Raw genomic sequence first — 12,040 nt, 5'->3', positions numbered from 1 at the left:
TGTTGGTCAGGCCGCGAGGTCGTATGGGTCCTGGTTTCGGCTGGTGTGGATGCGTTCGTGTTCTTGCTGGACAGTAAACTTCCAGTAGGCTTCGAAGGCGCCGTTGGTGATCACGGCCGTCTGCTCGTCACGGAAGACGGTAAGGTCAGCCACGTGGATACTTCCGTTCCGGAAGAGGCGCCCGGCGATCGGTCGGCCCGGGCCGACGCCATGTCTGAGGCCCGAAACACGGCAATGCGCGGCTCCGTCTATGTTGCAAACAGGGTTCTCGACTCGATCACCGAACCTGCCGTCGAGTGGCTCGGCGCCGCTCGCTCCGTGCTGGATCGACTCACAGAGAGGCCGTGCAGCGAGCGTCTCTGGAGAGCATTCGAGGAAGAGGCGCAACGTCTGCACAGCGCGGCTCTGCAGGGGTTTGCGGGCAGCGTCGACCCGCAAGACCTCATACGCCTCAAAGACGCTGGGAAAAGCGGCACCTACCGTGCTTTGAAGATGGCCGCCATCGTCAAGGCTGACGCGCCGCTCTGTGAACGGCACGGCCCGATGATCCGAATCGGATCCGACTGGTCCTGCGCCGAAGACACCGCCTGCGCCGACGACTACTGGGACTTCGACGGCCACCGCTGCGCCCGCCAATAGGGCTCCTATCCAGATGTCGGGACCCACCGGGCTGCCACCGCGCCACCGTCCCTCCGCTTGTCGACTTCCAATGATCGCCGCGAGAAGCCCATCCCAAGATCACCTGTCACTCAAGAAGAAACGCACCCAACAGCAGGTCGCCTGGACCGCACGGAACACGCCGGCCGGCAGACGCGGGGCGTTGCTCCGAACCGGTGATTGTGGCCGGAGGGTGCAGAGCTGAGGCGCGCCGAGAGTGGCGGTTGCCGTAGGGTCGCCGGGTTGGCGGTCGTGTGGGCCCGGTCGCGCAGGCGACGAGCCAGGCGGCTTTCGAGCCGGTGAATGATGGGATGGGACAGCCGTTGAACGGGTACGACAAGGTCAGCTCGGCGGCGCTGGCGATCGTGCCGGGGCCAGACGGCACCGTGACGTTCCTACGTCAGACCAGCGGCCCGTACGGCGGATTTTGGTTATTGCCGGGAGGTCGGATCGAGCCCGGTGAGAGCGTGGTCGAGACCGCCCGGCGGGAGACCCTTGAGGAGTCCGGCTGCGAGGTCGGACAGCTGACCCTGGTCCGGGTGTACGAGATGCGCGGCTCATGGGCCAAGGGCGGTTACCACATCATCATGTTCGCGTTCCTTTCGGATCGCGTCGCGGTGGTGCCCGAGGGGTTTCGAGGCGACAACGTCGGAGCCCTCGTGCAGGTCGCCCCGCAGGAGCTGCGACCGCATCCGACGGTGATGCGCATACTCAACGATGCGGGGGTGGCCTCCTACCCCGATGAGGAAATCGAGGCGGGGCTGGCTCGCGACGGCATCGCGATGCTGTCGTTGAGCACGGGCTCGCCGGTAGCGGTGTAAGCCCGATCCTGCGTCCGGCTCCGGCCCGACAGACGACGGGGCGGATCCCAGGGCGAGCAGGCAGGCTCACCACGGCCTGCGAGAGAACGGTACGGTGCACGACGTGGACATCGATCCCCACCTGTCCGCGTGGGACAACGGCCAGCTCAGAGTGGCCACCCTGCCGATCGGCCACGATCCCACTGCTGGCCACTGCACCTGGCGGACTCCCCTCGCCACGCTGCTGCTCGGGGCCCGGCCGTGACCGACACCCTGCCGCAGGAACACGCCGCGACCTGGTCCGCGCACCGACTGTTACGGCCCGTCTACACGGTCGCGGAAGCGGAGATCCTCACCGGACACCCGGCCGCCGGCGACGACACGATCCCGGCGGTGTCGGCCGTCGATGCCGGCCTGGTCACGGCCGCGCAGGTCGACGCCTACCGGCAGGCCCTGCGCCGGGAACTGCTCTACCGGCAGCTGCCGGTCTCGGCCGACGGCTTCCTGCGCGCCCAGCAGACCGCCGGCCCGGCCGCCGGTCTGCCCTGGGGAGTGCACACCCGGATCGAACCGCGCTGGCACATCACGATCGACAACGCGGTGACGGTCGAAGCTGACCAGCCCACCGGTGCCCCATTCCTGCCGCCGATCACCGTGTGGCCGGCCCAGCCGGACACCGACCGGATCCTCGCGCACGCGGTAGCTGTGCACGCCTGGTGGCCGTGCCTGCGCTGGGCCGACACCCTGACCGGCGCCGCCCGCACCCTGGGCCGTGCCACCGAACCCGACCTGGACGCCCTGGACGACCGGGACCAGCTCGCCGTGACTGTGCTGGTCGCAGCGGCCATCCGCCGCGCGGTCCGCCGCATCCGGTTGGCCCGGCCCACCACCTTGACCGGCGACGCCGTCGAGAACGGCATGGTCGAGCTGCAACCAATTCGCGACCAGCTCGCCGGGCCGGACGCCGTCGCCCTGGCCGTAGGGCCGCCCGCCGGGCTCGGCGATACCGCCTGGACCCGGCTGACCAGCGCGGCCCCGGGCCACCGGGACCGGCTCGTTGCGATGGCCCGGGCCGTCATCGACGACTGGACCGACCGGGCCGCACAGGAACTGGCCAAGGCGATCGCTTCCGGCCAGCGGGTCAGCATCACCACCCTCTACCTGATCGACCCGCCAGCCTGGGCGACCCGCCGACCGGCTCACGGGGTCTTCCTCACCCCGCCCCCGCCGTCCTGATCCCCGAATACTCGATGCGGCCAGCGACGCAGAGCTTCGGAGGCGCGGGCCAAGGTCGCGCGAGCGTCACCCGGTGGGCCCAGCGGTCGATACGCGCGGACGGTGCCCGCGGAATTTCGGCGCCTCGCGCTGCCGAGTTGGCTCGCATTCAACCGACAGGCTGTCGATGTCGGCAAGCCGCGACGCTGGCGACCGACAATTCATTGACACCGTGCCAGAACCCTTCAGGTCGCGCACGAGCGTCAACGCTCGCTCCGGACCGCCGCAACTTCCACGCGCCATGGAGTGACTCGCCGCAGCCTCGGATGGTCAGGGCGAGGGACTGCCGAAGCCGGGCCCAAGATCGACGGTGTCGACCGGAACGCTGCACCGGCGCCGGCCTGGCCATCTGCCGCCGCCGTTGCCGCTCGGAATCACTGGATCGCGGCCTCCGCGCGATAGTCCCGCGACGATCCCGCTGTCGAGATGATCCGCGCAGCAATCACGGATGCGCGCCAAGCGGTGGAGCTCGTCGGGCGACAGCGTGTCCCGTCCAATCAGCTTGATCAGCGCCTGCACCTGGCTCGACAGTGTTCCGACAATTCATTGACACGGATGAGGTCAATGGTTGTTCCGGGCAGCGGTACCGTCCGGTGTACAAGACCATCCCGACCGAGCGACGCCGGGTGGTGGCCCCAGACTCGTTCGCCTCCGTGCATCGCCCTGCACTAGCGGTGCACGGATCTTTGCCGTCCGAGCTCCGGTCTGACTGACTATCTGCCGCGCTGTGGGCGGGGGACCGAGACGGCGCGGGCGGCGGGCGCCACAGGATACGGAAAGTGTCGCAAGAACTACAGATTGCGAGATCGGTGTCTGGCGATGGACGATCAGGCAGGCCGTCGCCGCTAGTGGAGGAAGACGCAGAATGCAGGACCGACCACGTTCGTCGAGCACATGGCACCCCCGCGCTGCTGACCCCCAACTGTGCACTTCGTGGCACGCCGGGTACTCCAGCATGGATGAGAAGTTGCAGCCCGCAGGGGGGCGGGCGCGGTGACGACGGTGTTGGTGACGGGCGCCGCGGGATTCATCGGCCGGCATCTGGCGCTCGCTTGCCGGAGTCGCGGCTGGTCTACCACGGCGGTTGACCTGCGACCCATGTGCCTGGAGGACATCGAGACCTTGGAGTCGGATGCGCGCAGCGACAAGTTGCTGGCACGGATCGGCCGGGGCGAGTTCGACGCAGTGCTTCATCAGGCAGCGATCGCTGACACCCTGGAGAACCGCCGGAGCGTGCTGCATGGGGCGAACGTGGAACTTCCGTTGGCGCTGGCGGGGGCATGCGCTCGGAGCGGTACCCGGTTCGTGTTCGCGTCGTCGAGCAGCGTCTATGGCGCGGTCGGCCGGCGTGAGCCGGTCCCGGAGACGGCCGTCGGCGACGCCGACTGGTGTACGGGGCCGTTGAACGAGTACGCCCGGTCGAAGTTGCTGCTCGAAGCCCGGATGGGGCAGCTCGGTGGTGATCTGCCATGGGTGGGATTGAGGTACACCAACGTGTTCGGTGCCGGCGAGCAGCACAAAGGACCAATGGCGTCGATCATGTCGCAGATCTTGCGCCAGGCTGCAGTGTTCCAGCCGGTCACGCTATTCGGCGACGCGCTGACGGCCTCACGCGACTACCTGCCGGTGAGCGTGCTGGTCGACACCGTTACCCGGCTGGCAACCACCGGCGCGCCAGCGGGGATCTACAACCTCGGCGCTGGGCACGCGGTCTCGTTCGCCGAGGTGTTGCAGTGGTGCGCGGCGTTTCTGGAGGGCCGGACGCTGGATGCGCGGCTGGTGCCGAACGCGGTGGCCGGCCGCTACCAGCGGTGGACCTGCGCCGACATGTCTCGCCTCCGTGCAGCGCTCCCGGGCGCACCCGAGATCGGCGTCGACCAGGTGCGCGACGCCGCGCACCTGCTGTTCCGCTCCTTCCAGCCCGTGGCCGTCAGCGGCTGAAGGCGCCACCGTCTGGACGGCGCGCCGGACTCGTCCTGTCTGCCGGATCGACCAACCGCTCCCTGGAGGTTGAAACAGATGACCAGCTCCCCGCGCAGCGATACCGAGACGCACCTTCGCCGGTCGCTGTCGGCGCTCTCTCTGCACCTGCGGCAAGCTCCAGAGGCGATGCGACCGGATGTGCCACGGTTCGTGTCCTACGACCAGCTGCGCCGCACCGACGGGACCGTGGTGGGACGCAAGAAGGTCATCCTCATGTCCGGCGGGTGTTCGGTGCCGACGTGCACGATGTGCCCGTTCACCAACGAGAACAACTACGGCCTCCACCGGGCTCCGGGTGCGTTGCTGGCGCAGGTCGACGCGGTTCTCGCCCGCACGACCGGCGAGCCGGACTACTCGATGCTGGCGCTCTACAACGACGGGTCGTTCTTCGCTCCGCGCGAGATTCCGGTCGACGTGCGGCTGGCGATCGCCGAGCGGGTCGCCGCAGCGGGCGTCACGCACCTGGTCGTGGAGTCGCTGCCGCAGTTCGTCACCGGCAAGGCACTGGGCCCGTTCGTGCAGCGGCTCGGGCCGGTCGCGCTGGAGATCGGCGTCGGTCTGCAATCGTCCGACGACCTGGTCCGCGAGACGCTGGTCAACACGAGGATCACCCGGCCGGTCTTCGAGCGGGCCTTGGCGGCGATGCGCGAACACGGGGTCGTTCCGAAGATCTACCTGATGATCAAACCTCCGTTCCTGACCGACGGTGAGGCGATCACCGATGTGGTGCAGTCGGTCGCCTACGTCCGCGCGCTCGGCGTCGACGGGGTCACGTTGTGCCCGACCCGGGTGTCGCGCAACACGGTCGCCTGGCAGCTGTACGAAAACGGCCAGTATCAGCCACCGAACCTGTGGACAGTGGTGGAGGCCGTGCGGCGCGCGCACGAGGCCGCTGCGGTGCGGGTGGCGTGCATCAACCTGCGCGGCTCCGACTTCGAGTCGGTCTTTCCGGACAGCTGCCCCGACTGTGCGGACGGCATCGTCGACGCGTTGCTGCGCTACAGCGAGACAGGCGATCCCGCCGATCTGCCGACGTCCTGCGGCTGCCGGCCGGCCCTCGCCGCGGTGCCACTCGACCATGGCGTGATCGTGGAACGGGGTCTTCGCGCGCTCGCCGCCGCCGGCACGCAGGTCCCGGCATGAACTCGTCGCCACCCGGACTGGTCACCGAGTCGAGCGACCTGTTCCAGGCGGACCCGATGGCGTTCCTGCTGAGCCAGCACGCCCAGCACGGTGAGGTCTTCGCCATGGAACTCGACGGCACCCCAACGGTCATCTTCGGCGGGGAGCGCGGCCCGGCCGTGCTGTTCCGAGCCGAACGCAACCATCTCGCCGTGCACAACACCCCGCTCGTGCACGAGCTGTTCGGCCGGGCGGTGTTCAACCTCGTCGGGGAACATCACCGCCGGGCCCGCCGGCCGCTGCGCCAGGCGGTGACCGGAAGGCCACTGCGCGAGATGACCCCGGCCGTCGCCGCGCTCGTCGCTCGCCATGTCGCACGGTGGTCGGAGCTCGGGGTGTTCGATCTGCACGAGGCGACGCGCGCCTTGACCCTCGACGTCTGCGCTCGGCTGATCCTCGGCCTGCCGCCCGGCTGTGACGACGACCAGCAGTTCCCGGGGCTGTTCGCGGCGTTCGTCGCCGCTGCGGAGGCCGACTGCGCCGTCCGGGACTCCGATCCGGTCTACCAGCGCGGCCTGGCCGCCGCCGGTGAGCTACGCGCGATGATCGGCCGACGGGTGGCGGCGGTCGACGGCACGCCCGGCCGGGATGTCGTGTCCCACCTCGTGGGCGCCGGCGAGGTGTCGCCCTCGGATGTCGGTGATCACCTGCTCGCGGTGATGATCGCCGCCCGCGAGACGACAGCCAGTCTGCTCACCTGGATGTTGATCGAAATCGCCCAGGATCCCGACAACGCCCAGACCGCAGCCGGCGAGATCCACACGGCTGGACACCTCGACTCGGCGGCGGTACATGCCGTGTTGTGGGAGACCGAGCGACGGCACTCACCGAACATGCTCAGCCGCCGTGCGGTCACCGCGGACCTGGCCACGCCGTACGGGGTCATCCCGCACGGCTGGCACGCGGCCTACTCACCTGCGGCGAACCACCTGCTTCCAGACCTGTTCGACGACCCGGGGCGCTTCCGCCCGGCCCGGTTCGCGGGGCAGGCCGGTGCGCGCCGCGCGGGTGGCCTGTTGACCTTCGGGCAGGGGGCCCACGCGTGTCCCGGCAAGCCGTTCGCCGAACTCCTCGCCGTCACGGTGATGACGGCGCTGGGGGCGCACCGCCTCACGCTGGCCGGGCCGCCACCGGAACAGGTCCGGTATCTCCCGGTCAAGATCCCGGCCTGCCCGGTCCGGGCCGTCTTGCGGCCACGGAGCCGGCCGTGAACAGCCACGACATCGTCGAGCTGGTCGACCGGTTCCACCGCGACAGCATCCGGCGGCTGCACCTGATCCCCAGTGAGAACACGCTGAGCACGACGGCCCGGCTGCCGTTCGTCTCCGACCTGATGTATCGCTACAGCTTTCCCGCAGACGGGCCGAACTGGGCATGGCCGGGCAACGACGACCTTGCCGCCGTCGAACGCGCCGCCACCGACGGTCTGCGCGCGCTGCTGGGCGCCGCGCACGTCAACCTGAAGCCCGTGTCGGGGCTCAACGCGATGACGGTCGCGGTGTCCGCGCTGTCCCAGCCCGGCGGCACGGTGCTGAGCATCGCCGAGGCCGACGGCGGTCACGGCTCCACCCGCTTCATCGCTGGCCAGCTCGGCCGCCGCCACCACAACCTGCCCTTCGACCCGCACCGGTACGCCATCGACACGGACGCCCTCCACGAGATCGCCGCCTCTGGGGTGCTGCCCGGTCCCGTACTGGTCTACCTGGACCAGTTCATGTGTCTGTTCCCGCACGACCTGCCGGCGATCCGCGCCGCGGTCGGACCGGACACGGTCATCTGCTACGACGGCTCCCACGTACTCGGCCTGATCGCCGGCGGGCAGTTCCAGAACCCGCTCGCCGAAGGCGCCGACGTGCTGACCGCCTCGACCCACAAGTCGTTTCCCGGCCCGCACAAGGGCGTCCTGGCCACCAACACCGCCCACCTCGCGCAACGCATCGACGAGCACGCCGGGCACTGGGTGTCGCATCACCACCCGGCCGACGTCGCCGCCCTGGCCATCACCGTCGCCGACTTGCAAGGCACCGCGCACTCGTATGCGACACAAACCGTCACCAACGCCCGAACCCTCGCCGCGGCGCTCGCGGATCGCGGGTTCACCGTGTGCGGCGCAGGCCTCGGGTTCACCCGCTCTCATCAGATCTGGGTCGATGTCGCACCGTTCCTCGACCCCGCCGAGGCCAGCAGGCTGCTCCTGATCGCGGGGATCGTCGTCAACGCCATCGAGGTGCCGTACCTCACCGGCGGCACCGGGCTTCGCCTCGGCGTGCAGGAGGCCACCGGCAGAGGCATGGGCGAGGCAGAGATGGACGAGATCGCCGCCATCATCCGCGCCGTTCTGATCGACCGCACCGATCCCGGCCGCCTCACCGGACGCGTTGCCGACCTGCTCGACCTCTATCCGTGCGACGGTGACACGCTCCTCCGGCAGCTGATCGACACCGCCCGCGCGCAGCTTCCGGAAAGTGCCCTGCGATGACCCCGCCCGTCGTGTCCCTCGGCTTGCCGGCCCGGCATGAGGAGTTCGCCTGGCGGCCGGATTGCCGCCATTTCGTCGGTGGCCTGCCCTGCCGGCAATGGCGGGCCTGCCCCGGCTGCGAGCACTACGACCCCATCCAGCAGCGGGTCCTGATCGTCATGCTCGGCCTGCTCGGCGACATGCTCATCGCCTCACCGCTGCCCGCGCGGATCAAACGTGACAACCCCGCCACCCACATCACCTGGCTGGTCGACGACGCCTGCGCCCCTATCCTGCGGATGAACCCGGACATCGACCGGGTCCTGCCCTTCGACTGGCACGCGGCGACTCACCTGCTGTCCGAGACGTTCACCGCCGTCTACAGCTTCGAACGAACTCCGTCCGCGGCCAGCCTCGTCGACCGCCTCACCGCCGACTACAAAGCCGGCCTCGCCTACGGCGGCCCCCACAACGGGCTGTACGCCATGGGCGACGCCGCCGCGCACTTCTTCCGGATGAACACCTGGAACGACTTCCGCACCCGGCTCAACACGACCACCTGGACCGAGCTGTACTTCGCCGTCGCCGGCTACCAGTACCAGCAGGAACCGTACGTGCTACACGTCCCCGCCCCGGCCACGGCCCAGGTCGCCGCCCTGTTGCCGGCCACCGACCGTCCACGGGTGTGCCTGAACGTCGGCGGGTCACTGCCGACCAAGATCTGGCCCGCCGCGCACTGGTTCGCCCTCGGCACCGCCCTGCTCGAGCAGGGTTGCGAGGTGGTCATCACCGGCGGCCCCACCGACGAAGCCATGTGCCAGGCCGTGCACCGCGGCCTCACCGCCCACGGCCCCGGCGAAGGCCGAGTGCGGTACACGCCGCTGTCGATCGAGGAGTTCGCCGCCGTCCCGCCCCGCTGCGACGTCGTCGTCACCGGAGACTCGCTCGGCTTCCACCTCGCCCTGGCCCATCAGACGCCATGCGTGCTACTACTCGGGCCGAGCAACGGCGCCGAGGTCATCCCGAAACACGTCCAGACCGTCGCCGCGCTGCGCGGCAACCTGGGGTGCTCGCCCTGCGCCCACCAGGTCGCCTGCGGCGGCGTCGGCGGCTGCATGGACGCCATCACCCCCACCGCGGTCCTGGCCGAAACCCGCAGGCTGCTCGTCGGCCGCCGCGACCACGGCATCGTGCAGGTGGCCGGCTGATGGGCTACATCCTCGGCCTCGGCGGCCCCTATTACCACGACGCGTCAGCGTGCCTGGTCGACTCGGACGGCACCATCATCGCGTTCGTCGAGGAGGAACGCTTCTCACGGCGCAAGCACCACAAGGACTCCCGCTCCTGCGCCCACGCCGCCGCGTTCTGCCTGGCCACCGCCGGGATCACCCTGGACGACGTCGACGAGATCGCCATCGCGTTCAACCCGCATTGGCCAACCCCGGCCGAGCACATCACCGACCCCGACCTGATCCGGGAACTGCTCAACCCCGACCACCTCGGCGGCGCCACCGCCAAACAGCTGACCAGCATCCCGCATCACCTCGCCCACGCCGCGTCCGCGTTCTACCCCTCCGGATTCGCCGACGCCGCCGTCCTGGTCGTCGACGGCTCCGGCGACGGCGTGTCCACCAGCCTGTTCCACGGCACCCCAGCCGGATTGAAGGTCATTCGGCAGTACCCGTTCACCCAGTCGCTGGGCTGGTTCTACGAAACCGTCGCCGAACACCTCGGCCTCGGCGACTGGACCAGCTCCGGCAAACTCATGGGCCTGGCCGCGTACGGCCGGCCCGTCCATGACCTCGACTTCCTCACCGCCGACGCCGGAGACGGCTACCGGCTCGACCTGACCCGCTACGGTCTGCCGCCCAGCCGCGACGCCACCGCCGACTACACCAACCTCGGCTACTACCACGCCCTCAAACGCGCCTACCACGCCGCGTACACCGACCTCGGCGTCCCCGTGCACCACCGCACCGCCTCCTACGATCCGGGCACCGGCCGCCTGCGCGCCGACACCGGGTTCGCCCCGGCCCACGCCGACCTCGCCGCCTCGGCCCAACACGTCCTGGAGCAGCACCTGCTCACCCTCGCCCGAACCGCCATGCGCCAGACGGGCAGCGTCCGGTTGTGCGTCGCCGGAGGCGTCGGCCTCAACTGCTCCGCCAACGGAGTCCTCCACCGCGAGGCCGGCGCCACGGACATGTTCGTGCAACCCGCTGCCGGCGATGCCGGCTGCGCCATCGGCGCCGCTCTCGAATGCGTCCGCCGCGCCGGCCGTCTCCGGATACCCGGGCCTCGGCAGACCACCTGCGCGTGGGGACCGGCTTTCACCGACGCGCAAATCTCCGCCACCCTGCGCGAGTTGCAGGTCAGCCACCGCTACCACGGCGACGACATCGCCGCGGTCGCCGCCCGACACATCGCCGACGGGAAGATCATCGGCTGGTTCCAAGGGCCCGCCGACGCCGGCCCACGCGCGCTCGGCAACCGCAGCATCCTCGGCGACCCCCGTCACCTCGTCACCCGTGACCGCGTCAACCGCGAGATCAAGCGCCGCGAGATGTGGCGTCCACTCGCACCCAGCATCCACGCCGACGCCGCCAGCACCTACATGTGCCGGCCCGGCCCGGCCGACTTCATGATCGTCGCGCATGAGGCCACCGATGACGCCACCACCCGGATACCGGCCACCGTCCACGTCGACGGCAGCCTGCGCCCCCAGACAGTGCACCCCGATGTCCAACCCCGCTATGCCGACCTGCTCGCCTGCCTCGACGCCGAGACCGGTGTGCCCGCCGTGCTGAACACCTCGTTCAACCACGATGCCGAGCCCGTCGTCTGCACCCCGACCGACGCGCTGCGGACCTTCTACTCCACCCCGCTGGACGCACTCGCCATCGGGGGTTTCCTGATCACCAAAGACCACCCGCAGCAGAGATGAGCACCCGGCGGCGGACTGCGGCAGTACCCTCACTGACGCACCAGATAATCCACCCGAACCCACTCACGCGAGGCGTATTCACCACATGACGACCCATTCGCTCTCCGACGACTTGAAGACCCGATTCGGTGACGCCATCTGGATCGGCGCCGACTGCGATCTACCCGCCGACCTGTGCGTCGAGATCGACGCCGACGCCGTCCTCGTGCTCGGCGACCGCGTGTCCATCCGCCGCGGCACCACCATCCAGGTCCACCGCGGTGCCACCGTCGCGATCGGCGACGACGTCGCCATCGGCGAGAACACCTTCATTTCCGCCATGATCGGCATTCGGATCGGCGCTGGCGTCGGCATCTCCAACATGGTCGACCTGCACGACCACAACCACCGCGACCGCTCCATCGCCCACCTGCCCGACGGGGAGCCCACACCGTGGGCCAGCGGCTTCGCCGGCGCCCCCATCATCATCGAAACCGGCGCGGTCATCTCCGCCAAGGTGTCGATCACCGCGGGCGTACGCATCGGGCAGAACACGATCATCGGGGCGAACTCCACCGCCACCCGCTCGATCGGCCCTAACACCGTCGCCGCAGGCAGCCCCGCCACCGCGAAACGCACCTTCGACGCCCTGCTCAGCGACACCGAACCACGCTACGAGGTCGGCGTCGCCTGGTTCGGCACCAGCATCATGCAGCACTTCGAAGGCTTCAACGCCCAGATGGTCACCCAGGCAGCCCTGCC

At 69.6% G+C, this 12,040-nt stretch carries 11 protein-coding genes and 1 pseudogene; 11 read left to right on the top strand and 1 reads right to left on the bottom strand.

Annotation, left to right across the window (positions count from 1 at the left end; all coding sequences use genetic code 11):
- The 4 genes from DMB66_RS50570 to DMB66_RS50560 all read left to right on the top strand — a co-directional run.
- Positions 1–639: hypothetical protein (locus DMB66_RS50570; protein WP_233625416.1), on the top strand; the 639-nt coding region annotated here is incomplete at its 5' end.
- A 272-nt stretch (positions 640–911) separates the two neighbouring features.
- Positions 912–1,478, top strand: coding sequence for an NUDIX hydrolase (locus tag DMB66_RS50565; protein ID WP_233625415.1), 567 nt, complete (start codon positions 912–914; stop codon positions 1,476–1,478).
- A 103-nt stretch (positions 1,479–1,581) separates the two neighbouring features.
- On the top strand, positions 1,582–1,722 hold the full coding sequence (locus tag DMB66_RS61860; protein ID WP_158647624.1) for a hypothetical protein: 141 nt from the start codon (positions 1,582–1,584) through the stop codon (positions 1,720–1,722).
- Positions 1,719–2,693: a hypothetical protein gene (locus DMB66_RS50560; RefSeq protein WP_125811248.1), complete on the top strand. Its 975-nt coding sequence runs from the start codon at positions 1,719–1,721 to the stop codon at positions 2,691–2,693. Before DMB66_RS61860 ends, DMB66_RS50560 begins: the two co-directional genes overlap by 4 nt.
- 309 nt (positions 2,694–3,002) lie before the next feature.
- Here DMB66_RS50560 and DMB66_RS50555 read toward each other — a convergent pair whose 3' ends face one another.
- Positions 3,003–3,251, bottom strand: coding sequence for a hypothetical protein (locus DMB66_RS50555; RefSeq protein WP_125811247.1), 249 nt, complete (start codon positions 3,249–3,251; stop codon positions 3,003–3,005).
- A 474-nt stretch (positions 3,252–3,725) separates the two neighbouring features.
- Here DMB66_RS50555 and DMB66_RS50550 point away from each other — a divergent pair, with 474 nt between their 5' ends.
- The 7 genes and pseudogenes from DMB66_RS50550 to DMB66_RS50520 form a co-directional block, all read left to right on the top strand.
- Entirely contained in the window at positions 3,726–4,673 is a 948-nt protein-coding gene (locus tag DMB66_RS50550) for an NAD(P)-dependent oxidoreductase (protein WP_125811246.1), read from the top strand.
- 78 nt (positions 4,674–4,751) lie between these two features.
- Entirely contained in the window at positions 4,752–5,858 is a 1,107-nt protein-coding gene (locus DMB66_RS50545; RefSeq protein ID WP_125811245.1) for a radical SAM protein, read from the top strand.
- The gene (locus DMB66_RS50540; RefSeq protein ID WP_125811244.1) at positions 5,855–7,108 is read left to right on the top strand and encodes a cytochrome P450; all 1,254 of its coding nucleotides are present in this window, start codon (positions 5,855–5,857) and stop codon (positions 7,106–7,108) included. Before DMB66_RS50545 ends, DMB66_RS50540 begins: the two co-directional genes overlap by 4 nt.
- A complete protein-coding gene (locus DMB66_RS50535) occupies positions 7,105–8,376 on the top strand; it encodes a hypothetical protein (RefSeq protein WP_158647623.1) in 1,272 nt (423 codons plus the stop codon). Before DMB66_RS50540 ends, DMB66_RS50535 begins: the two co-directional genes overlap by 4 nt.
- Positions 8,373–9,563 carry a glycosyltransferase family 9 protein gene (locus DMB66_RS50530; RefSeq protein WP_125811242.1) on the top strand — a complete coding sequence of 397 codons (1,191 nt, stop codon included), beginning with the start codon at positions 8,373–8,375 and terminating at the stop codon, positions 9,561–9,563. The genes DMB66_RS50535 and DMB66_RS50530 overlap by 4 nt, the downstream gene beginning before the upstream one ends.
- Complete coding sequence (locus DMB66_RS50525; RefSeq protein WP_158647622.1) at positions 9,563–11,299, top strand: carbamoyltransferase C-terminal domain-containing protein; 1,737 nt, start codon at positions 9,563–9,565, stop codon at positions 11,297–11,299. The genes DMB66_RS50530 and DMB66_RS50525 overlap by 1 nt, the downstream gene beginning before the upstream one ends.
- 85 nt (positions 11,300–11,384) lie before the next feature.
- A pseudogene (locus DMB66_RS50520) lies at positions 11,385–12,040 on the top strand (acyltransferase); the annotation flags it as partial.

This window comes from Actinoplanes sp. ATCC 53533, assembly GCF_003947245.1.
Note: the sequence above shows the minus strand (reverse complement) of the source record. Positions and strands in the feature narration are given on the sequence as shown.

Coding starts and splice junctions, on each gene's coding strand:
- DMB66_RS50545 (WP_125811245.1), top strand. CDS start 4,752: ATGACCAGCTCCCCGCGCAGCGATACCGAGACGCACCTTCGCCGGTCG.
- DMB66_RS50540 (WP_125811244.1), top strand. CDS start 5,855: ATGAACTCGTCGCCACCCGGACTGGTCACCGAGTCGAGCGACCTGTTC.
- DMB66_RS50530 (WP_125811242.1), top strand. CDS start 8,373: ATGACCCCGCCCGTCGTGTCCCTCGGCTTGCCGGCCCGGCATGAGGAG.
- DMB66_RS50525 (WP_158647622.1), top strand. CDS start 9,563: ATGGGCTACATCCTCGGCCTCGGCGGCCCCTATTACCACGACGCGTCA.